This window comes from Pseudomonas sp. PA-6-3C (assembly GCF_021605825.1).
Classification (GTDB): Bacteria; Pseudomonadota; Gammaproteobacteria; order Pseudomonadales; family Pseudomonadaceae; genus Aquipseudomonas; species Aquipseudomonas edaphica.
Window position 1 is genome coordinate 305,853 of record NZ_WKDV01000001.1, and the last position, 22,155, is coordinate 328,007.

The 22,155-nt window shown below is 60.7% G+C and carries 19 protein-coding genes; 6 read left to right on the top strand and 13 right to left on the bottom strand.

The features are described from left to right. Positions 1-95: 95 nt before the first annotated feature. The 4 genes from GIW48_RS01495 to GIW48_RS01510 all read right to left on the bottom strand — a co-directional run bounded on the left by GIW48_RS01495 (position 96) and on the right by GIW48_RS01510 (position 3,778). Positions 96-578 carry a GNAT family N-acetyltransferase gene (locus GIW48_RS01495; protein WP_017138170.1) on the bottom strand — a complete coding sequence of 161 codons (483 nt, stop codon included), beginning with the start codon at positions 576-578 and terminating at the stop codon, positions 96-98. A 3-nt stretch (positions 579-581) separates the two neighbouring features. Further along, positions 582-1,484, bottom strand: coding sequence for a chemotaxis protein CheV (locus GIW48_RS01500; protein ID WP_017138169.1), 903 nt, complete (start codon positions 1,482-1,484; stop codon positions 582-584). Between the two features lie 208 nt (positions 1,485-1,692). Next, the gene (locus GIW48_RS01505) at positions 1,693-2,667 is read right to left on the bottom strand and encodes a 2-hydroxyacid dehydrogenase (RefSeq protein ID WP_017138168.1); all 975 of its coding nucleotides are present in this window, start codon (positions 2,665-2,667) and stop codon (positions 1,693-1,695) included. Positions 2,668-2,809: 142 nt separating this feature from the next. Beyond that, positions 2,810-3,778, bottom strand: coding sequence for a LysR family transcriptional regulator (locus tag GIW48_RS01510; protein WP_017138167.1), 969 nt, complete (start codon positions 3,776-3,778; stop codon positions 2,810-2,812). 182 nt (positions 3,779-3,960) lie between these two features. On the opposite strand from GIW48_RS01510, the gene GIW48_RS01515 reads away from it, so the two are divergent. The 4 genes from GIW48_RS01515 to GIW48_RS01530 are packed head-to-tail and all read left to right on the top strand — an operon-like array spanning position 3,961 to position 8,721. Further along, positions 3,961-5,472: an efflux transporter outer membrane subunit gene (locus GIW48_RS01515; RefSeq protein WP_099548416.1), complete on the top strand. Its 1,512-nt coding sequence runs from the start codon at positions 3,961-3,963 to the stop codon at positions 5,470-5,472. A 10-nt stretch (positions 5,473-5,482) separates the two neighbouring features. Beyond that, positions 5,483-7,660, top strand: coding sequence for an FUSC family protein (locus GIW48_RS01520; RefSeq protein WP_169986930.1), 2,178 nt, complete (start codon positions 5,483-5,485; stop codon positions 7,658-7,660). After that, positions 7,650-7,850, top strand: coding sequence for a DUF1656 domain-containing protein (locus tag GIW48_RS01525; protein ID WP_017138164.1), 201 nt, complete (start codon positions 7,650-7,652; stop codon positions 7,848-7,850). The genes GIW48_RS01520 and GIW48_RS01525 overlap by 11 nt, the downstream gene beginning before the upstream one ends. A gap of 10 nt (positions 7,851-7,860) precedes the next feature. Further along, positions 7,861-8,721 (top strand): efflux RND transporter periplasmic adaptor subunit, encoded by an 861-nt coding sequence (locus GIW48_RS01530; RefSeq protein WP_017138163.1) that lies wholly within the window; start codon positions 7,861-7,863, stop codon positions 8,719-8,721. A gap of 103 nt (positions 8,722-8,824) precedes the next feature. On the opposite strand, the gene GIW48_RS01535 is transcribed toward GIW48_RS01530, so the two are convergent. Both GIW48_RS01535 and GIW48_RS01540 read right to left on the bottom strand, forming a co-directional pair. Continuing rightward, entirely contained in the window at positions 8,825-9,226 is a 402-nt protein-coding gene (locus GIW48_RS01535; RefSeq protein ID WP_017138162.1) for a nuclear transport factor 2 family protein, read from the bottom strand. Then, entirely contained in the window at positions 9,219-10,412 is a 1,194-nt protein-coding gene (locus GIW48_RS01540; protein WP_138452324.1) for an MFS transporter, read from the bottom strand. The genes GIW48_RS01535 and GIW48_RS01540 overlap by 8 nt, the downstream gene beginning before the upstream one ends. Positions 10,413-10,523: 111 nt before the next feature. On the opposite strand from GIW48_RS01540, the gene GIW48_RS01545 reads away from it, so the two are divergent. Then, a complete protein-coding gene (locus GIW48_RS01545; RefSeq protein ID WP_236460831.1) occupies positions 10,524-11,381 on the top strand; it encodes a LysR family transcriptional regulator in 858 nt (285 codons plus the stop codon). On the opposite strand, the gene GIW48_RS01550 is transcribed toward GIW48_RS01545, so the two are convergent. Next, positions 11,378-12,190 carry an SDR family oxidoreductase gene (locus GIW48_RS01550; RefSeq protein WP_236460833.1) on the bottom strand — a complete coding sequence of 271 codons (813 nt, stop codon included), beginning with the start codon at positions 12,188-12,190 and terminating at the stop codon, positions 11,378-11,380. The genes GIW48_RS01545 and GIW48_RS01550 overlap by 4 nt on opposite strands. A gap of 14 nt (positions 12,191-12,204) precedes the next feature. Next, positions 12,205-12,669, bottom strand: coding sequence for a multidrug transporter (locus tag GIW48_RS01555; RefSeq protein WP_236460835.1), 465 nt, complete (start codon positions 12,667-12,669; stop codon positions 12,205-12,207). Positions 12,670-13,029: 360 nt separating this feature from the next. Between GIW48_RS01555 and GIW48_RS01560 the strand changes: the two genes are divergently transcribed. Further along, positions 13,030-16,401 carry a hypothetical protein gene (locus GIW48_RS01560; protein WP_236460846.1) on the top strand — a complete coding sequence of 1,124 codons (3,372 nt, stop codon included), beginning with the start codon at positions 13,030-13,032 and terminating at the stop codon, positions 16,399-16,401. Between the two features lie 85 nt (positions 16,402-16,486). Here the strand turns inward: GIW48_RS01560 and GIW48_RS01565 are convergent, their stop codons facing one another. The 5 genes from GIW48_RS01565 to GIW48_RS01585 form a co-directional block, all read right to left on the bottom strand. Beyond that, complete coding sequence (locus GIW48_RS01565; protein ID WP_236490666.1) at positions 16,487-16,762, bottom strand: DUF3077 domain-containing protein; 276 nt, start codon at positions 16,760-16,762, stop codon at positions 16,487-16,489. 319 nt (positions 16,763-17,081) lie between these two features. Further along, positions 17,082-18,533 (bottom strand): mannose-1-phosphate guanylyltransferase/mannose-6-phosphate isomerase, encoded by a 1,452-nt coding sequence (locus tag GIW48_RS01570; RefSeq protein WP_017138155.1) that lies wholly within the window; start codon positions 18,531-18,533, stop codon positions 17,082-17,084. Positions 18,534-18,720: 187 nt separating this feature from the next. Next, positions 18,721-19,377 (bottom strand): alginate O-acetyltransferase AlgF, encoded by a 657-nt coding sequence (locus GIW48_RS01575; RefSeq protein WP_053254501.1) that lies wholly within the window; start codon positions 19,375-19,377, stop codon positions 18,721-18,723. A gap of 16 nt (positions 19,378-19,393) precedes the next feature. Further along, on the bottom strand, positions 19,394-20,566 hold the full coding sequence (locus GIW48_RS01580; protein WP_236460837.1) for an alginate O-acetyltransferase: 1,173 nt from the start codon (positions 20,564-20,566) through the stop codon (positions 19,394-19,396). 11 nt (positions 20,567-20,577) lie between these two features. Further along, entirely contained in the window at positions 20,578-22,110 is a 1,533-nt protein-coding gene (locus GIW48_RS01585; protein WP_017135220.1) for an MBOAT family O-acyltransferase, read from the bottom strand. Positions 22,111-22,155: the final 45 nt, after the last annotated feature.

Below are 22,155 nucleotides of genomic sequence, written 5' to 3' on the forward strand. Positions count from 1 at the left end.
CCAGGCAAGGTCAGAGGGCACTCTTGAACGGTGACGGGTTTTTGCCTCTATTCACTGTTCAGGCTCAGTGGAAGCAAGTTATGCGCCAGTGCCGGTCAGTCCTCGGGTACCTGGTCGCGCAGCACAAACACCATGCCGGCACTTTCATACAACTGTCGGGCGCGTTGGTTGGTTTCCAGCACCTTCAGGTCCACACAGGGCTCGCCGCGTTGCTTGAACACGTGGAAGGTATGCAGCAACAAGGCACGCCCCAGCCCCTGGCCTTGGGCGCACGGATGGACCGAGAGGTTCTTGATAAACGCGCTGGTCCAGCACTGGGCCACGCCAAGAATGCCGTCTGCGTTACTGGCCACCAGGCATAGCGTGGGGTCGAACTCGGCGTCGGTGACGAACTGCCGGCGCCATTCTGCCAGGCTGGGGACACGGCCGCCGCCCTGTTCCTGGGTCATGCGCAATACGGCATGGATGGCCGGGGCCAGCTCATCGCGGTAATGATCCAGCCGGGTATTGGCCGGCCACTGCGGTGCTGGCAGGCTGGTAGTAAGGTCGCGGCGCAGCAGTTGGAAATACTCCGCCACCGCTTACAGGCCTTTTTGCGCCACAGTTTGCGCGGCAACCACCAGGCATTTGGTCAGCTCGGGCGACGAGAACTTGGTGAGCACCGCGTCGGCACCGGCCAGGCGGGCCTTCTCGCTGTTCATCGCGCTGTCCAGGGAGGTGTGCAGCAGCACGTAAAGCTCCTGGAAGTCCGGGGTTTCGCGCAGGGTGCGGGTGAGGGCGTAACCGTCCATTTCGGACATCTCGATGTCCGACACCACCACGTTGATCTGCTCGACCGTGCCTTGCAGCTCCAGCAGCACATCAATGGCTTCCTTGGCACTGCGCGCGGTGTGGCACGTCAGGCCGAGGTTGCGCAGGGTGTGTACCGATTGCTGCAGAGCCACCTGGCTGTCGTCCACCACCAGGATTCGCGCGTTGCCGAGCACTTCGGCTTCTTCCATGGTCAAGTCGGTCGGCGCCGCCTCAACGGGGGCCGGGGCAATGCCGTGGATGACCTTTTCGATATCCAGCACCTGCACCAGGCCGCCTTCGACCTGAGTCACGCCGGTGATAAACGAGCGATTACCGCCGGAGCCATAGGGCGGCGGGCGGATGTCGGTGGTCAGGCAATGCACAATCTTGCTCACCGCCTGCACATGCAGGCCCTGCTTGGAACGGCTGACATCGGTGACGATCAGGCAGCCGCCGTTCGGGTCTTGCAGCGGCATCTCACCGAGGGCGCGGCTCAGGTCGATCACCGACAGCGAGGCACCGCGCAGGGTGGCGATGCCTTTGACGTGCGGGTGCGACTCCGGCAGCTTGGTCAGCGGCGGGCAGGGGATGATTTCACTGACTTTGAGCAGGTTGATGGCCATCAGCTTGCCGCTGCGCAAGGTAAAGAGCAGAAGCGAGAGTGAATCTGCGCGGGCTTTGGTGGTGGACATAAAAACCTTCTGTGGATCAGGGATGACGATCTATGGAAGGTTATCGACTCGGGGGAGCCAGGCTTTAACCGGATTTTGTGTCGGGCTGGGCTTGTGTGGGAGCTGGCTTGCCTGCGATGCAGGCACCTCGGTCTTCCAGTTGCACTGAGGTGATGCCATCGCAGGCAAGCCAGCTCCCACACAAAACCCATCCCATATGAGATCGGCGTCAGCCCTTCCAGACTTGCGGGTTGACCAGATCCTGCGGACGTTGCCCCAGCAAGGCGCTGCGCAGGTTGTCCAGGGCGCGATTGGCCATGGCTTCACGGGTTTCATGGGTGGCCGAGCCGATATGCGGCAGGGTCACCGCATTGCTCAGTTGGAACAGCGGCGATTCGGCCAGCGGCTCTTGCTCGTACACATCCAGCCCGGCGCCACGGATTTTCTGGGTTTGCAGCGCCTCAATCAGCGCCGGTTCATCCACCACCGGCCCACGGGAAATATTGATCAGGATCGCACTGGACTTCATCAGCCCCAATTCGCGGGTGCTGATCAAGTGGCGGGTCTTGTCGCTCAACGGCACCACCAGGCAGACAAAATCCGCCTCGGCCAGCAACTGGTCCAGGCTGCGCAACTGCGCGCCCAGCTCTTGCTCCAGCTGGGTCTTGCGGCTGTTGCCGCTGTACAGAATCGGCATATTGAAGCCCAGGCGCCCACGCCGGGCCACGGCTGCGCCGATATTGCCCATGCCCACTATGCCGAGGGTCTTGCCGTGTACATCGCAGCCAAACAGCGGCGCGCCAACGCTGGCTTTCCACTGGCCGGCCTTGGTCCAGGCATCCAGTTCGGCCACGCGGCGCGCACTGCTCATCAGCAGGGCGAAGGCCAGGTCGGCGGTGCTTTCGGTGAGTACGTCCGGGGTGTTGGTGAGCATGATCCCGCGCTCGTTGAAGTACGGCACGTCGTAGTTGTCGTAACCCACCGACACGCTGGACACCACTTCCAGCTTGCTCGCGCCTTCCAGCTGCGCACGCCCCAGCTTGCGGCCTACGCCAATCAGGCCATGGGCGTGGGGCAGGGCTTCATTGAATTGAGCATTGATGTCACCCAGCTTGGGGTTCGGCGCGATCACCTCGAAGTCCTGTTGCAGGCGTTCGATCATTTGCGGGGTGACACGGCTGAAGGCGAGGACAGTCTTTTTCATTGCAGAACTCCGCTCAAAATGTGGGAGCTGGCTTGCCTGCGATGCTGGCGCCTCGGTGTATCAGCAGTACCGAGGCGATGCTATCGCAGGCAAGCCAGCTCCCACAGTAAATGGATGGTGTTTGTGGGGCCGTATTCCAAAATCAGTTCGCCAGGCGTGTGCCGCCCAGGCTGCCACTCAACTCATACGCCACCAACTCCGCCTGATGCGCCGCCAGAATCTCCGGCAACGACCCTCTCAGGTATTCCACCCAGGTCTTGATCTTCGCATCCAGGTACTGGCGCGAGGGGTAGATGGCATACAGGTTCAGCTCCTGCGAGCGGTAGTTGGGCATCACCCGCACCAGCGTGCCGTTACGCAAACCTTCAATAGCCGCATACACCGGCAGCAGGCCGACGCCCATGCCGCTGGTGATCGCGGTTTTCATTGCATCGGCCGAGTTGACCAGGAACGGCGAAGTGTTGATCGCCACGCTTTCCTGGCCTTCGGGGCCGTTGAAGGTCCATTTGTCCAGCTGGATCACCGGGCTGACCAGGCGCAGGCAGGCGTGGTTGAGCAAATCCTGGGGCCGCTGTGCGCAACCTTTGGCCTTGACGTAATCCGGCGAGGCACACGCGATGCTGTAGGTGATGCCCAGGCGCTGGGACACAAAACCCGAATCCGGCAGCTCGCTGGCCAGCACGATGGACACGTCGTAACCCTCGTCGAGCAGGTCCGGCACGCGGTTGGCCAGGGTCAGGTCGAAGGTCACGTCGGGGTGGGTGCGACGGTAACGGGCAATTGCGTCAATCACGAAATGCTGGCCGATGCCGGTCATGGTATGCACTTTCAGCTGCCCGGCGGGGCGTGCGTGGGCGTCGCTGGCTTCGGCCTCGGCTTCCTCGACATAAGCCAGGATCTGCTCACAACGCAGCAAATAGCGCTTGCCGGCCTCGGTCAGCGCGATGCGGCGAGTGGTGCGGTTGAGCAAGCGGGTTTGCAGATGGGCCTCAAGGTTGGAGACCGCGCGCGAAACGTTGGCGGTGGTGGTGTCCAGTTGCACGGCGGCGGCGGTGAAGCTGCCGGCCTCGGCCACGCAACTGAAGGCGCGCATATTTTGCAAAGTGTCCATGGAGTGTTCTCAAGGGAGATAGCAAATTGTGACAGAAAGTTACGCCGTCCAGTGATCCCTACCAACGGATTATCGCCTGAACGGTAACAAAGATTCACAGGAATGCCAGCTTATCGTTCCCCATGGCGCCCCCTAGAATTGCGCCACCTTCCCCGCCTCACCACCTCAGGAATTCGTTCGCCGTGCCGCGTCGCATCAGCAGAGAGCTGAAGGCTCTCAGTGTTTTGGCCTTATCGTTAGCAATCAGCGGCTGCATCGGAACCGGAGGAATCGCCCCCCAAGGCCAAGCCTTCAACGCCAATACCCTGGCCACCGACGCCGCCATCCAGAGCGCCGCGCAGGACGCCCACTGGCCCACCACACAATGGTGGCAAGCCTATGGCGACATGCAACTCAACCGCTGGGTCGACCTCGCCACGCAAAACAGCCCGAACATGGCCATGGCCGCCGCGCGGGTGCGGGAAGCGCGGGCCATGGCCGGGATCGCCGAGTCGGCTGAGTCGTTGCAGATCAACAGTGACACCACGCTCAAACGCCACAATTGGCCGAAAGATCAGTTCTACGGGCCGGGCGAATTGAGCGGTGCCAATACCTGGGACAACACCGCGTCCCTGGGCTTGAGCTACGCCCTCGACCTGTGGGGCCGCGAAAGCAATGCCAGCGAACGCGCCGTCGACCTGGCGCATATGAGCGCTGCCGAAGCGCGTCAGGCCCAGCTCGAATTGCAGAACAATGTGGTGCGCGCCTATATCCAGCTGTCGTTGCATTTCGCCAACCGCGATATCGTCGCCGCCACCCTGGCCCAGCAACAGCAGATCCTCGACCTGGCCAATAAGCGCCTGAATGCCGGCATCGGCACGCATTTCGATGTGAGCCAGGCCGAAACGCCCTTGCCCGAAACCCATCGACAACTCGACGCACTCGACGAAGAAATCGCCCTGAGCCGCAACCAGCTCGCGGCATTGGCCGGGAAAGGGCCGGGCGAGGGCGCGCAACTGCAACGCCCGAGTTTGTCCTTGGCCGCGCCGCTGAAGCTGCCCTCAAGCCTGCCCGCGCAATTGCTCGGCCAACGCCCGGACGTGGTTGCCAGCCGCTGGCAGGTCGCCGCCCAGGCGCGCGGCATCGATGTGGCACACGCCGGTTTCTACCCCAACGTCGATCTGGTCGGCAGCCTCGGCTATATGGCCACCGGCGGCACGATGCTGGGGTTTCTCAGCGGGCAGAAATTCAACTACACCGTCGGCCCGGCGATCAGCCTGCCGATCTTCGACGGCGGCCGTTTGCGTGGGCAGTTGGGCGAAGCCAGCGCCGGGTATGACATCGCCGTGGCCAAGTACAACCAGACGCTGGTCAACGCGCTCAAGGGCATCAGCGACCAGTTGATCCGCCGCGAATCCATGGACAAGCAAGCCACCTTTGCCGCGCAGTCGGTGGCCTCGGCGCAGAAAACCTACGACATCGCCATGATCGCCTACCAGCGCGGCCTCACCGATTACCTCAATGTGCTCAACGCTCAGACCTTGTTGTTTCGCCAGCAACAGATCGAACAACAGGTGCAGGCCGCGCGCCTGAGTGCGCATGCCGAACTGGTCACGGCCCTGGGTGGCGGGCTCGGCGCCGGTAACGACGTACCACCGGACGCCAAGACACTGCCGAGCAAAACCCCGGCGGCGCTCGCCGTGTTTGATCACTGAGTAAATTGTAATGACTCCCTTGCCTGCACCGCTGCGCTGGTTGCACTCCCTTGAGTGGCGCCGTGGTTTTTTCGACTGGGCCCGCAGCGACGGCGTGACCTGGGTGTATATCTTCAAGGTGCTGATCGCTGCGTTCCTGACGTTGTGGCTGGCCATGCGCCTGGAGTTGCCGCAACCGCGCACGGCGATGATCACCGTATTTATCGTGATGCAACCGCAGAGCGGCCAGGTGTTTGCCAAGAGTTTCTATCGCTTCCTCGGCACCTTGGCGGGCTCGGCGGTGATGGTCTTGTTGATTGCCTTGTTTGCGCAGAACACCGAATTGTTCCTGGGCGCGTTGGCGATCTGGGTGGGCATCTGCACCGCTGGCGCCACGCGTAATCGCAACTTTCGCGCCTACGGCTTTGTACTGGCCGGCTATACGGCGGCGATGGTTGGTTTGCCGGCGCTGGCAAACCCGGACGGCGCGTTTATGGCGGCGGTATGGCGCGTGCTGGAAATTTCCCTGGGGATTTTATGCTCCACCGTGGTCAGCGCCGCGATCCTGCCGCAAACCTCCAGCGCGGCGATGCGCAACGCCCTGTACCAGCGCTTTGGTGTGTTCGCGCTGTTCGTCACCGACGGCCTGCGTGGGCGCAGCCAGCGCGAAGGTTTCGAGGCCAGCAACGTGCGTTTTATCGCCGAAGCCGTGGGCCTGGAAGGGCTGCGCAGCGTCACCGTGTTTGAAGACCCGCACATGCGTCGGCGCAATGGTCGACTCAGCCGCCTCAACAGCGAATTCATGAGCATCACCACGCGCTTCAACGCCCTGCACCAGTTGCTCGAACGGTTACGTGCGCACGCGGCTGATCATGTGGTGGCTGCGATCAAGCCCGGCCTGCAAGGCCTTGCCGAAGTGCTCGACGGCTTCTCCGGTCGGGCGCTCACCAGCCCCGACGCCGCACGGCTGGTCAACCAACTCAGCGCCTACAAAGACGAGCTTCCCGCCACGGTGCGTGCCCTGCGTGCAAGCTTTCAGGAAGCCAACCCAAGCGAAGCTGAACAGCTGGATTTTCATACCGCCTACGAGCTGCTTTATCGCTTTGTCGATGACTTGCACAACTACGCGCTGACCCACGCTTCCCTGGCCGACCACAGCCATGAGCGCGAGCAGTGGAACGAGACCTTTATCCCCAAGACCAACTGGCTGGCCTGCGCGGCTTCGGGTATTCGTGCGTCGTTCATCCTCATTGTGCTCGGCAGCTACTGGGTGGCCACCGCCTGGCCCAGCGGCGCAACCATGACGCTGATTGCCGCCGCCACCGTCGGCCTGTCCGCCGCCACGCCCAACCCCAAGCGCATGGCCTTTCAAATGGCCTGCGGCACCTTGATCGGCGCACTGGTTGGCTTTGTCGAAATGTTCTTCGTGTTCCCCTGGATCGACGGTTTCCCGCTGCTGTGCGTGATGCTCGCGCCGGTGATCATCTTCGGCTCGTTCCTGGCCTCACGCCCGCAATACGCCGGGGTCGGCGTGGGCCTGTTGATCTTTTTCAGCACCGGCTCGGTGCCGGACAACCTCACGGTCTACAACCCCTACACCTTTATCAACGACTACATCGCCATGATCATCGGCATGCTGGTGTGCGCGGCGGCGGGGGCGATCATTCTGCCGCCCAACAGCCGTTGGTTGTGGCGCCGTTTGGAGCAGGACCTGCGCGAGCAGGTTGTGTATGCGATCAGCGGCAAGCTCAAGGGCCTGGCCTCGAGTTTTGAAAGCCGCACCCGCGATTTGCTGCACCAAGCCTACGGCCTCGCCGTTGGCCAGCCGCAGGTGCAGCGTGATTTGCTGCGCTGGATGTTCGTGGTGCTGGAAGTCGGCCATGCGATCATCGAACTGCGCAAGGAACAGGCGATTTTGCCGGTGCACCCGGCGTATGCCCAATCCCAGCCGTGGCGCCAGGCGATCCGCGTGATGGGGCGCTCGCTGGTGCGGCTGTTTTTGCAACCGAGCGCGAACAATCTGGAGCGTGGACTGGTGGCTGTCGACCATGCGATCAGCCGTGTGCAGGCCACCGACGAACCCTTCGCCCCGCATTTTGATACCTCGGCGCTGCGCCGGGTGAAAAGCTACCTGCACTTTATCCGCACCTCGCTGCTAGACCCGCAATCGCCATTGGCTGCTCTCAAAGGAGCCCCGCATGCCCCGTGAAATCGCATTCCATGGCCTGTACATGCCGACCATGACCCTGTTGTTTTTTATCGCCGCAGGGTTGGCCTGGGCGTTGGACCGCTTCCTGGCCGGGTTCGACCTCTACCGTTTTTTCTGGCACCCGGCGCTGCTGCGCCTGAGCCTGTTCGTTTGCTTGTTCGGCGCGCTCGCGCTGACCGTCTACCGTTGAGAATGCCCCGATGAAAAAGTTTTTCAGCCTGCTCGCGACCTTGCTGGTATTGGCATTGGCGATCTGGATTGGCCGCACGTTGTGGGTGCACTACATGCAAACGCCGTGGACCCGCGATGGCCGCGTGCGCGCCGACATCATCAATGTGGCGGCCGACGTTACGGGCGAAGTGGTGGATGTACCGGTGCGTGACAACCAGTTGGTGAAGAAGGGCGACCTGCTGATGCAGATCGACCCCGAGCACTACCGAATTGCCGTCAAACAGGCGCAGTCGCTGGTGGCTTCGCGCAAAGCCACCTGGGAGATGCGCAAGGTCAACGCCCACCGCCGTGCCGACCTCGACGCGCTGGTGATCTCCAGGGAAAACCGCGACGACGCCAGCAACATCGCCGACTCGGCGTTGGCCGATTACCAGCATGCGTTGGCGCAACTGGAAGCCGCTGAACTTAACTTGAAACGTACGCAGGTGGTGGCGGCAGTGGACGGTTATGTCACCAACCTCAATGTGCACCGTGGCGACTATGCGCGTATTGGCGAGGCCAAGATGGCCGTGGTCGATATGAACTCGTTCTGGGTCTACGGCTTCTTCGAAGAGACCAAGCTGCCCCATGTGAAGGTGGGCGACAAAGCCGATATGCAACTGATGAGCGGCGAGACGCTCAAGGGCCACGTGGAAAGCATCTCGCGGGGTATCTATGACCGCGACAACCCCGAGAGCCGTGAGCTGATCGCCGATGTGAACCCGACCTTCAACTGGGTGCGCCTGGCCCAGCGGGTGCCGGTGCGGATTCACATCGATGAAGTGCCCGACGGCGTGCTGCTGGCGGCGGGGATCACCTGCACCGTCATCGTCAACCCAACGCAACATTAAACTGTGGGAGCTGGCTTGCCTGCGATAGCGCACTGTCAGTTGACCTGTTTTCAGCTGACCCACCGCCATCGCAGGCAAGCCAGCTCCCACAGTTTTGGCTGTGTCATGCCTTGATGAAGGTTTCATGCAGATGGCGCCACAACAGCGCGCCACTTGCCTGCTTCTCAAACACCACGGTGGCGCGGCGGTCAGTCTGGGTGCCGCTGTCATCAATCTGGTGTTCGCGGTAAGTCACCGTGGCGCCGCGCGCGTGCCGGTCGATCCCGGCCATTTCGCTCAAGGTGATCTTCAACCCCGGGCGCATACCGCCCAGGCGCGTGAACAACGCTTTAACCCCGGCTGTATTCACTCTCGTGCCGGTGGCGGGTGCGACCATGCTGAAATCGGGTGAAAAGCGCGCAAGCAAGGTTTCCAGGGTGCCTTCAGGCGCAACCCCGGCAAACCATTGCTCGATCTCGACGTGGGTCTGGATCACTTCTTCAAAAAAATCGTTGTAATCAATCATGGCTGGGCTCGCTGGCAGGGTGAAGCAGCGTGCGGACTCTGGATGTATCCAGGCGCAACACGGCAAAAAGGGGCAGCAGTGTCAGGGCTGCGGCTATCGTGAAGGTTATGACGAAGGAATCCAAGGCCGACAACAACGCACTGAGGGCGGCAGCGCCGAGGCAGAAGCTGACTTGTCGATTGATGTTCCACAGCGCACTGGCGTGGCCCATGCGCTCGGCGGGTATGTCGAGAAACGCCAAGGTCTGCGCCGTGCTGCTGCACAGGCTGCCGCCCAGGCCCATCAACGCGTAGGCCAGAATAATTACGGCCGGTTCGGGTTTTGTCAGCAGCAGGATGCCGATGCATTGCAGGGCCATGCCCGCCAGCAGCAAGGGTTTTGGGCCGTAGCGGTTGAAGCGTTTTTTGCTCAGGAAAATCGCCAGTGCCGACGCCAGCGCCCACGGCAACATCAGCGCGCCGGTGTGTGTCGCGTCGTAGCCCAGGCCGCGCAGGTAGAGAATAGCGATCAGGCTGGTGCCGATAAATATGCCGGGGATGAACAGATAGACCAACATCGCCACGCGCAGCATCGGGCTGCGGATCTGTTTGAAAATACTGCGCACATCCAGGGCCGGGCGCACTGTTACAGGTGCATCAGGTTTTATCCACAGCAGTGCCAGCAGCAACGTGAGCAACGCCAGCGGCAGGTTGGCGTAGAAGATCCAGCGCCATGACACACTGTCGACGATTAGCCCGCCCAAAGCCGGCGACAATGCCGGTACCAGCAGCGCCACCGACATCACGCTGGCTGTCAATTGGCTGCGTTCTGCCGCTGGATAGTGCCGGTAAGCCATGGCCTGGCCCACGGGGATCAGCAAGCCACCGCCCAAACCTTGCAACGCCCGCCAGCCAATCAGCGTTTCGATGGAACCCGCCTGGCCAACCATCACCGAGGCGCCCGCGAACAACAGCAGGCTCGCCGCGATCAGCGTTCGTTCGCCCATGATCGCCGCCAGCCACACACTCAACGGAATGATCACGGTCAGCCCGAGTACGTAGGCGTTGCTGATCCACGCCAATTGCGTGACCGAGGCGTGCAGTTCGCGGGCGATGTCCGGGTAGGCAACGGTGGCGACAAACATGTTCACCAGGTCCAGGGCAAAGCCGAGTAAAAAGATCCAGGCGACTTTCGAGCGGTAGGTCATAAACGCGATCCTGCGAGTGAAGCGGGCAGGGTAGGTCGCAAGCAGCGTTTGGGATACGGTGATTTGACTGTTAGTTTGTCAAAAATATTTTGACAAAGGAGCGCGAGGCTTATGGTCAGCCTGGACCGATTCGACACCTTCAAGGCCGTGGTCGAGGCCGGCTCGCTCACCGCCGCCGCCGATCGGCTGGGCCAGACCCGCGCCGTGGTCAGCTTCAACCTCAAGCGCCTTGAGGCAGAACTGGGCGTTACCTTGCTGACTCGCAGCACCCGCCAGTTGGCACTGACGGATGCCGGTGAGCGCTTTTACCTGCGTTGCACGCGCATGCTGGAAGAAGCCCGGTTGGCGGTGGAAGAAGCCCGCTCCGAACATGCCCAGCTCAAAGGCACCTTACGCATCACCACCACGGTGGAATACGCGTTGGCAGTCGTTGCTCCTGTGGTGGAGGCTTTTCGGCGCCTGCACCCGGACTTGAACATTCACTTATCCACATCCTCCACCCATGCCGATTTGATCTCCGAACGCTTTGACGTGGCGATTCGGTTGGGGCGACTGCTCGACTCCAATCACCGGGCGGTGCAGCTGTCGACCTTTGAGGTGTTTGCTGTCGCCGCGCCTGAGTTTGCCCTGGTGCAAACCCTGGATGCGTTGGAGCGCGTGCCCAAGTTAGGCCATGGCCGTTTGACGGAGCTGAGCCTGACCGACCCGGCCGGCGGCGAGCATCAATACCGTTCCGGCCCTGCGGCACTGGTGGCCGACAGTGCGTCTGTGCTCCAGGCTTTTGCCGTGCGTGGGCATGGTGTGGCGGTGCTGCCGCAATGGCTGGTGCAGGGTGATCTGGACGCGGGGCGGTTGGTTCGGTTACTGGCGGATCATCGGTTTGCCCCGCAAGGGATTTACGCCATGTACCCGGATACACGGCATTTGCCGCTGAAGGTGCGGGCGTTTATTGATTTTATGAAGGGCTAGAGTGAGCCAGAGAGTCCGAACCGCTTCTTCAGGACTTTCTCCAGCAACCCTTTTGGCAACAACGCCGCCATCAACGGCAACGCTCGGCTGCCATTGCCCGCACGCAACATCCGTGGCGGTGTTGGGTGTTGCACAGCCTTAAGCACTTGAGCTGCAAATTGCTCGGCCGAAGTCGGGTTGCCCTGCGAGGCCTGGGAGCGCGCACGAATGCCTTCGCGCAACGGCCACCAGGGCGAATGTTCGTTGATCAGCAGCTCGGCCTGGGCGCGGGCGTTTTTCGCGAAGCTTGTATTGATTGCTCCCGGCTGTACTTCCAGCACGCGCACGCCAAACGGCGCCAGTTCCATACGCAATGCATCGCTTAAGGCATGCACCGCCGCTTTCGAGGCGCAGTACGCACCGGCAAACGGCGTGACCAGTACACCCGAAACGCTGCCGATGTTCACCACCAAACCTTTACTGCGCCGCAGCGCGGGAAACAGCGCCTGGGTGACGCCGACGATGGAAAACACATTGGTCTCGAACTGGCGCTGAATGGCTTCGGTGCCTCCATCGAGCAGCGGGCCCATGGCGCCGTAGCCGGCGTTGTTGATCAACACGTCCAGTTCGCCGAGCTGTTCGGCCAGGCGCTGCAAGGCCGCGCTGTCGTTGACGTCCAGTAGCACGGCATTGAAGCCGGCAGCAGCGAGGGCGGCGACGTCCGCTTCGCGGCGGGCGCTGGCCCACACGTCGAAGCCGGCGGATTTGAAGGCGTCAGCCAGGGCGCGGCCAATGCCACTGGAACAACCGGTGATGAGTACGTTGGGCATGGATCAATCCTTTGTCAGTCCGAGAAACTGCCTTGCAGGTGCTCGGCGCGAAATTCCAGGGTTTGCGGGCGGTAGCCGGGGCGCAGCGGCGGCGTCGGTAAACAGTCGTCCCAGGTGGCGCCGGCCTGTAATTCGCCGGGGCCGCGGTAGCGCGGCGCAGCATAAACGTTATCGGCCAGGTTCACCGTGTCCCCCGGCGCATACGCTGCGAGGCGCCAGCGCAATTCAGTGAGCGGCACGTCGTTGCCGTTGATCAGCACCAGTTTCAACGGTCGGTCGGCTGGACATTCCTGTGGCGCGTAGCTGATGTGCAGTTCCAGGCGTGCCAGTTGCGACGCTTCGCGGCTGTCCAGCCACACCACCCAGATGGCGACAAAACCCAGGCCGACGGCGGCGGCCAGCGATACCGGCAAGGCTTTGGCGGGGTAGCGCAGCAGCAGGATCAGCCAGGTGATGATCAGTAGAACGCCGAAGAACATGATGATGACCTCGCGAAGGGATAGACCATCGTACCTGTGGCTGGGCCGGGTTGACTATCTACGGGCAGAGACAGGGTCTGTGCGCTGCATTGAACACATGATCAAACAAGTTTTTTTAGCGGTTTTTATACGAATCGACACTCAGGAAGTACCGAAGCCTGTCGGAACAGAGCGCCTCGACAGGTCCTACTTCAAGTCCATTTATGTGAGAAAGAGTCGATGATTTACCGCCCCCTCAGTCCAGGCAATCAGCAACCGTTTTTGGCTATAACGCCATCCTCTTCATTACCGGTTGAACCACCTCCTGCGGCGGTGGGCAATGAACCGTTGCAAGCGCCTTCGGCTCCCCAAACGCCCAGGGTGCCTAGGTTGCGCAGAGCCACACTGGAAAACGCTCCGGCCCGCGACACCTCTAAGCCTTCGGCGCTGACGCTCAGTCAGCGCCAAGAATTGGCAGGGAATATTCATACCAATTATTGCCTGACGGTGGCGTTGGAAGAGATCCAGGCGGCCATCGCCGAGGATCCGAGTCTGGATGTTGCAGCGTTGCTCGAAGTGAAGAAATTTTCCGCTCATCACGTTTCTACTTTTGGGCGCGCCTATAAAATCGCGCCGGGCGAGGATGTGCCGCTGGCGTGGTTCCTGCGGGAAAATCAATGGCTGGTCCCCAAGGATCTCGGGCAACTGGCCAACCTCATCGCCGTGTGCAAGGAGCCGTTGCCTGAGCCGGTTGAGCACGGCAATTACTGGGGGCTGTTATCCCAGCCCGCCACATTGGACAGTAGTCAGCGCACCCGGCTAAGCGAAATGGCGGCCGCCGAAATGGCCACGCTGTCGCCTGGCAAAGGCATCTTCGCTGCTTTTTTTGAGACGCATGGGGTTTCGCTTCAAGGCATGAGCGCCGCGCAGCTGCTTGAAAGCATACTGGGCAGTGCTCAGATCAGAAACTTGGGCCAAACGCTGGAAATGGCCCTCAACAGTGACGCGTCACTGACCAGCAAAGATGCAAGTTGGGCGTTGGCTGCAATGGTGCTGGAGCTGGATCCGCAGGCCGGCAGCAAGCGTGGCGTCGTGGCCGGGTATGACCTTTACCAGCCAGCCAATCGAGATGTCCATCCTTCGGTGGTCGTCTCGCGCCTGGAGAAACATCTGGTGGACCAGGGCAAGGTGCCTGTCGAGCTGGCACCGGCCGCCGCGCGCTTATTGCTTGCAGGCGCTGACCCTGCCTTCATTGCCGAAGATATGCCCAGCAACCTGGTGGTTAAGTCTGCGGCCTTTGCCAAGCTGTCGGCGGTTGTGCAGGCGCAAGAGTTTTGGACGCCGGGCATTGCGACATACACCGATTTTCAAACGTTCATGAGGCTGGCCAATCACAGTCCTGTCTCGGAGGCCGAGGGGGTTGTCGAGGCCAAGGCTCAGTCCAATGCGTTGATTCAGTGGGGCGTTGCCCAGGATGAAATGGCAGGAAAGGACGATGAAGACTATACGTCGCAAGACGTGGTCGGGTTACGCGACGCCTTCAATGAGGAACTCTCCTCATTGAAAAAAGCCCATGAGCAGATAAGCGCCGCCATGCCCACCCGCGAGAACATCGCAGTTGAAAACCTGAAAGAGGCCTATGGGGCCGATCACTCATTTGATGTGCGTAATATCAGCATTGCCAACATCGATGCCAGTGAAAGCCAGTACCACTCGTTACTGGATATCTACATGTCAGGAAAGATGGACCGTATCCCAAGAGGGCAGCGGTACGATTTTCAGTTAGGTAACCGTTTCACCCGGGTCAAGCCGCTTCCTGATGTCAACCAGGCATTCGACAGCCAGTTCGATAGCTACTTCAACAACTTGAAGGAGGGCGTGACAACCACCTCCAGACACCAACTATTGCAGCTGTCTGCGCAAGACAGACACACCATCGCGTCGGGTAAGGTCGAGTTTTTTTCTCTACGCAAAGCCGGTGTTGCGCAGGCTGAGGAGACGGAGAGCCCGGAACAGGCACAAGCGGCCAAGGCGCGTTACGGACTGTTGATGCGGGTGCTGACCAAAGTCGACAAAAACGGCAGTGACCGGGACGTTAAAAACCTGCGCCATGTGTACTACGAAGTGTTCCCCCTGCAAGGCGTCATCCGCCGTCGCGACGACCTGCCCCGGTATCTGCCTAACCCCCCTCCACGAGTGGCCAACGCTCAAACCTACGCCACGACTCAGGCTAAAGGGGTCAGTGTTCCGGTCGATTATGAGGCCTATGAAAACGGCACCCCGCCACAGGCTGGCAAGGTTTCGACGGGGCTGTTGACTCAGCAGCTCAACGCGCCTTATTTGCCTGAGCCCAGGCAAGGGCAGGACGCCAGTTCCGCGGTTTCCGTGAATGCTCGGTTCGACGCGATCGCCAAGGTGATCGCCGACCACCTGTTACATGATCGCGATGCCATAAAGGCAGGCGCCAAAGGCGTGACCGAGGTGGAAAAGGAAGAGGCCGGCATCAAGGCCGCGCATGATTTTGTGACCGGACTGATTCCGTTTAAAAATGCCATCGAAAACGCAGTCAAGGGCAATACCGGCGCGGCCATCAAGGACTTTGCGCTGGATATCTTTGGTTTCATCCTGCCATTCGGCAAAGGGCTGGGGCAGGCGAGCAAGGCGTTGGGCAAGTTGGGTGAAAAGCTCGGAACACGGGCGTTCAAGGTGTCCGATACGGTTTTGCGCTCAGTTGCCAGTGGCTTGAACCCCACCGATGGTCTGGGAGACCTGGCAGTGGGGCTGGCAAGGGGCGGGAAGACAGTGTTGAAAAGTAGTTTCAGGGAGCTGAAGCAAATATTGCAGGAGCAGTCTGTCAATGTTGGCGTCTCTGGGAAGGTAGCGAACACGGTATCCGACATCGCCGGCACCGGTCGCCAACTGCCCGACTACAGTGCTCACTCACTGCCTGATAGCCTGCTTGAGGGCGTTAAGAAAAGGGGCGACGGCACGTTTCAAGTCGGGAAAAAGTTTTATGTCCGCTACACCGATGGCACCGGCGTCAACCGAGTATTTGAAATCAGCGACGTCTACAAAGTCGCGGGCGGGCATGTTCGGGTCGTTGATGTCAACCAGAAAACGGTGATGTTCCTCCAGCCAACAGGCACCGGCGAATGGCGACTGAACAGCATGCTGGGAGGCGTCAAGCCCGAAACATTGCATGGCCCAGGTGGAATCAGGCCTCAGCCGCAAAAACGTCCTGCCGGGCAAGCCGGCTCTGGTTCATCCGCAGGCGTGGGGGTAACCGGCAGTCAGCCGGCCTTTAAACGACCCAAGGTGCCTGAAGCTTTCCCGGGTGAAAAAGCGCTGATGGACCCTCCCGTCACAGGCGAGAACCGTTTCTACCATTACACCGGGGCAAAGTCTCATGCCGCAATCAACAGCGATTGGCATCTGCAGTCCTCGGTGCTTAACGTGGATGGCAAGCCGTTACCGGGCGGGCGAGCCAGGCATTACTTTACGGATCTGGCGCCTGATGATGCGGCAACCAAAGAGATTTCCACGACTATTTTTGGGCGCCGGCGACATGGCAACCAATTGGACAAGATGACGCATTACTACGAGGTCAATACCTCGGGGCTGACGATCATGAAAACCGATAACCCACATATTTTTTATGTGGAGACGACATACGCCCTGCCCTTGAAGTACAGAGTCGATGGTGAGCCGGTGAGTCGAATCATTACCCACGGGCAAACGCCATTCACTGCGTAGCCTCTACGGCCCCTCCCGCATTTAACCGCGTCCCTGCTTTGAAATACGGCCAACGGCGGGAGGGGGCTTGCTCCCGATGAATTGCTTACTGAGCAGAAGAATCCGCCTGCAAGCCTTCGATGGAAGCCTCAACCAATGCCAAACCGGTTTCGGCTAATTGCAGGCTGGCCCAGTTCAGGTAGCTCTGGTGTTCGGTGCACAAGTCTTGAGCTGCCAAGGTGAGCACGCGCGCGGTGCCTAAAACATAGCTGGCATGTTCCAGTGCATGTTCGATGGGAATGCCGGGTTGTACGCAAAAAAGAGGTTCTTCACTGCGGTCGCTGGGGCCGAAGGGGGTGGGGCGGGGGGTTTGTTTGGACATGGTGGGTCTCCTGATGAAAATGGGATCCTATGAGTTCGCGAGGCCGTCAAACCTCATCACGAATGAGTCGTGACAGGCGCGAGGATAGGCAGGATGGGGGCAAGGGTCAATGCTGGCGGGATGCTTTCGGACGCCATCGCAGGCAAGCCAGCTCCCACATTCGACTGCATTCCAAGAGCATACCCGGTCCAACTGTGGGAGCTGGCTTGCCTGCGATGAGGCCCTTACGGTCACTGCAAAACCCAAGAAAAAGCCCCCACCCAGCCCACTGCGGATAGGGGACGCAACGGGCTGGATGAGGGCTTCTTGTACGACCGTGTTACTGCGCGATAGTTTTCACCGAAACGCCACGTTCAACCGGCGTCGAGCGACCGTAGATATCTTCAAAGCGCTCGATATCGTCTTCGCCCAGGTAGCTGCCCGATTGCACTTCGATGATCTCCAACGGGATCTTGCCCGGGTTACGCAGGCGGTGCACCGAGGCGATCGGGATGTAGGTGGACTGGTTCTCGCAGAGCAGGAACACGTTGTCGTCACAGGTGACTTCGGCCGTGCCGCTGACCACGATCCAGTGTTCGGCGCGGTGGTGGTGCATCTGCAGCGACAGGCACGCGCCCGGCTTGACCGAGATGTGCTTGACCTGGAAACGCCCGCCCATGTCCACCGAGTCGTAGGAGCCCCACGGGCGGTAGACTTCGCAGTGGTTCTGGGTTTCGCTGCGGCCCTGGTCGTTGAGGGTGGAGACCATCTGCTTGACGCCCTGGACCTTGTCCTTGTGGGCAATCATCATCGCGTCCTTGGTTTCCACCACCACGATATTGTCCAGGCCGATCACCGACACCAGCTTGCCGTTGCCGTGGATCATGCAGTTGCGGCTGTCCTGGATGACCACGTCGCCTTTGCTGACGTTGCCATTGACGTCTTTGTCATTGACCGCCCACAACGAGGCCCAGCAACCCACGTCGCTCCAGCCGGCACTCAACGGCACCACGCAGGCGCGTTGGGTTTTTTCCATCACGGCGTAGTCGATGGAGTTGTCCGGGCAGCAGGCGAAGGTAGATTCGTCGAAGGTCACGGTGTCGGCATCCTGCTCGCTGCGCTCCAGGGTCAGCACGCAGGTGTCGTAGATGTCCGGGTCGTGTTTTTTCAGCTCTTCAAGAAAACGGCTGGCGCGGAACAGGAACATGCCGCTGTTCCAGAAGTAGCCACCGCTTTTGACGAACTCGACGGCGCGTTTTTCATCGGGTTTTTCCACGAACTGTTGCACGCGGCTGACGCCTTCGGGCAGCAGCGAATCGTTGCTGGACTTGATGTAGCCGTAACCGGTTTCCGGGCGGGTTGCCGGCACGCCGAACAGCACCATCTCGCCACGCTCGGCCGCCACGGTGGCCAGGGCCAGGGCGCGTTGCAGGGCTTTCTGGTCGTCGATCACGTGGTCGGCGGGCAGCACCAGCATCAGTTCGTCGCGGCCTTCGTTGACCAGCATCATCGCAGTCAGGGCCACGGCCGGCGCGGTGTTGCGGCCGAACGGCTCCATCAGGATGCGTTGGCATTCGAGCTTACGCGTGCTCAGTTGCTCGTTGACGATGAAGCGGTGGTCCTTGTTGCAGACCACGATCGGGGCGTCCATGCCTTCGAACACCAGGCGCTCCAGGGTTTGCTGGAACAGTGTGTGTTCGCCGGTCAAGGCCAGGAATTGCTTGGGGAACTGTTTGCGGGAAAGCGGCCAAAGACGTGAGCCGCTACCACCGGAAAGGATTACTGGGATCATGGGTGTTTCTCCTTGAATCGATTTGGGTCAGAGCTACGAAGGTTTGTCGTTTCACTCTTGTTTTTGTCTCGGTCCTGAGTCGAAACGCGCACAGTGTGGGAGCTGGCTTGCCTGCGATGGCGCCTTCAAGACCGCCATCGCAGGCAAGCCAGCTCCCACAAGGGGCCGTGTCAACTCAGGGAAATCATCAGCGGGTCGACACGGGGCGCTTGACCCACACTGGCGAAATGCTCGAACCCGAGCCGGTCACATACAGCACCGCCGCTTCACCCCGTTCCAAAGCCACCGGCTTCACATCGCCGACTTTCTTGTCACCGTCATACAACGCCAGGCTGACTTTCACCGGGTTGATTTCGCGCTCGCCACGGCCCTTGGCAGCCACCGACTTGACTACGTCGGTCTTGCCGTCGGCGGTTTTCAGGGTCAGGGCCTTGTCGCTGAGGTTCTGCACACGCACCAGGGATTTCTGCTTGTTCTTGAACGGCGGCTCTTCGATCAGCTGTGGCTGGCCGCTGCCGCTGTTAACCAGGGTGTAGTAGTGGTCAGCGGCAAGTTTGACCGGCACGGTCTGGCTGCCGACCTTGGCGCTGTAGTCGCCGCCGGGCATGAAGCTGAAATCACTGCTGGCCAGCGGCGCAACGTCGCTCAGGTTGGTGGCGCCGACGGTGGCGCTGACTTCCTGGTTGCTGGCGTTGTACACACGTACAAAGCTTGAGCCTTTTGGCGCGGTTGGGCCGTAGAGGGCGGCGTCGCCCCCGGCGAAGGCGGACATCGATACGAAGCTCAAGCCGGCAGCGATGGCCAGGGTCTTGGCGAGACGACGCGGAGTAGTAGTGAAAGTCATGTGAGTTACCTCTCTTTCAGTTTTGCGCCCGGTCGGGCGTCTCGGATTTTTGAGTGTTCAAAGCCATGTTCTGTTGGCGCGAACCGGCTTGTTTAAGCTGCGCAACCCACTGCGGGTCGGCATCACCGATTTCGTTGTTGACGGGCAGATAACGTTCCGGAAACTCCCAGATCAGCACTTGGGGCGGGCTGTTCTTGAAGTCATCGCTTTTCAGGTAGCTGAGCATCGGCAGGATCGGGCCGTGGCCGTCTTCGGAGTAGTTGATGACGTCGCTGTGCAAGGCTTGCTTGAGGGCGCCGACGAAGTTCCAGTTGGGGTTGGCGCTGTAGCTGGTGCCCACCAGTGCTACCGGGGTTTCGCTGTCGCTGAACAACGCGTCGTCGCCTTTGTTTTCCGCCAGGTGCGTGACGCGTTTTTGCAGCGGCTCTTTAGGCGGCATCAGGTTTTCAAACAGTGGGTCCAGCGGCAGGAACAGGCGCAGGTCGCCTTTGTGCGGTTCGGTTTTTTCGGCTTCGGTGACAAAACGCTGTGGCTCACCGCTCAGCGGCGTCTTGTCGGCAATGGTCTTGGCCAATTGTTTGGCAGCGATTTCCGCACCGTCCGGGGTCCAGTGGGTATCGGTGCGCAGGAACACTTGCGTGCCGCCCAGCTTGGCCTGTTGCAGCGGGCCAAGCAGGTCAGGGGCGATGATCTTGTCGGCCGCCACACGGGCGTGGAAGTCCTCGTACAGGTTGGCGTGGATGCTCGCCGGTTTCACTTTACCCAGGTGTTCCGGGTACAAGCGCACCTTGGCCGGCACGATCGCCATCACCAGTTGGATGCCCTGGGCCTTGAGTTTTTGGCGCACTCCTTCGACCAGCGCGTAGTTGCCTTGCAGGTTCTGGTCTTCGTTGACGATGGGGTTGAATTCCTCGTCGCTGTACAACCAGTGGTCGCGGCCCAGCACCACGCCGGGGCGGCCTTCATTGAACAGCTTGTAGTCCAGCGCCGCCCAGAGGTTGGTGCCCAGGCGCTTGATCGGGAACTCATCGTCGTAGTGGGTCTCGACGGCCTTGGTCCAGCGGCCGTTGAGCACGGTGGCGTCGGCGTTGGTGCTGAAGCCGAAGAAGCTGCGCAGCGACCAGGCGCCCAAGGCCAGCAGCACCAGCAGGAACAGCGTGATATAGAGGACGCGAAATGAACGGGTCATGGTCGGCTCCCTCAAAATTGGAAGTAAAGGAACGGCGAGAAACTCTGCGCCGACAATTTCAGAATCGAGGCCACGAACAGCAGCAGTACGGTGGCGCGCATGGCGTAGCGTGGCCAGTCAGCGGTCCAGTAGGCCGGTTGCACGGCGGCGTCCTGGCCCACGCTGAAACCGGGCTGGTGGATGCTGCCTGGGTTGTCGCCCGGTACTGCCTTGATCAGGCTCGGGTCGGCGGGTTTGGCTTTTTCGGCAGGGCGATTGTTGTAGAAATCGCGCAGGCCAAAGAACGCCAGTGTTGCGTAGGCCACCACCAGGGTTGCCACTTGCAGGCCAGTGAGGCTGGCGCGGTTGAGTTCTGACAACGACCACTCACCAAAGCTGAACATCGCGCCGTACATACGCCCGGCGACGTGCAGGTTTTCGGCGCGGAAGATCACCCAGCCCATCACCACCAGCAGGAAGGTGAAGGCCCAGCGCAGCAGATTGAAACTGCGTGGCGCGGTATTCAGGCCGATGGCTTTTTCAATCGCCAACCACATACCGTGCCACGCGCCCCACACGATGTAGGTGATGTTTGCGCCATGCCACAGGCCACCGAGCAGCATGGTCAGGAACAGGTTGCGATAGGTGATCAGCGTGCCTTTACGGTTGCCGCCCAGGGTGATGTACAGGTAGTCACGCAGCCAAGTGGACAGGCTGATGTGCCAGCGCCGCCAGAACTCGGTGATCGACTGGCTGATGTACGGCTGCTTGAAGTTTTCCATGAAGCGGAAACCCATCATCAAGCCCAGGCCGATGGCCATGTCGCTGTAGCCGGAGAAGTCGAAGTACAGCTGCGCGGTGTAAGCCAGCGCGCCGAGCCAGGCATCGCCCGTGGTCGGGTTTTGCAGGGCGAAGCAATGGTCGGCGACCACCGCCAGGGTGTCGGCGATGAAGACTTTCTTGATGAAACCTTGCATGAACCGCGTGCAGCCCTCGGAGAACTTGTCGAGGGTGTGGGTGCGGTTGTTGAACTGGTCGGCCAGGTCACGGAAGCGCAACACGGGACCTGCAATCAGGTGCGGGAAGATCGCCACGAACGCCGCGAAGTCGATCAGGTTGCGGGTTGCCGGGGTATCGCCACGGTACACGTCGATGATGTAGCTGATGGACTCGAAGATGTAGAACGAGATGCCAATCGGCAACAGCACGTGGGTGAGGATAAACGGCTCCAGGCCCGCCGACTTCATCATCACATTGATGCTGTCGACGCCGAAGTTGGCGTACTTGAAGTAGCCGAGGATGCACAGGTCGACAGCCACGCCGAGCAACAGCCAGCGCTGCGCCGGTTTGGTGCGCACGCCGGCGGCACCGACCTTGAGGCCGATCCAGTAATTCCACAGCGTCACGGCGGCGAACAGCGCCAGGAAGTCCACTCGCCACCAGGCGTAGAACACGTAGCTGGCAATCAGCAGCAGCAGATTGCGATAGCGTTGCCCGCTCAAGTAGTACAAGCCGAGAAAGATCGGCAAGAACAGAAACAGGAACACATTGGACGAGAAAACCATCCCGATCTCTCCATGTTTAACCAACAGTCAAGGGCCAACGGCCCC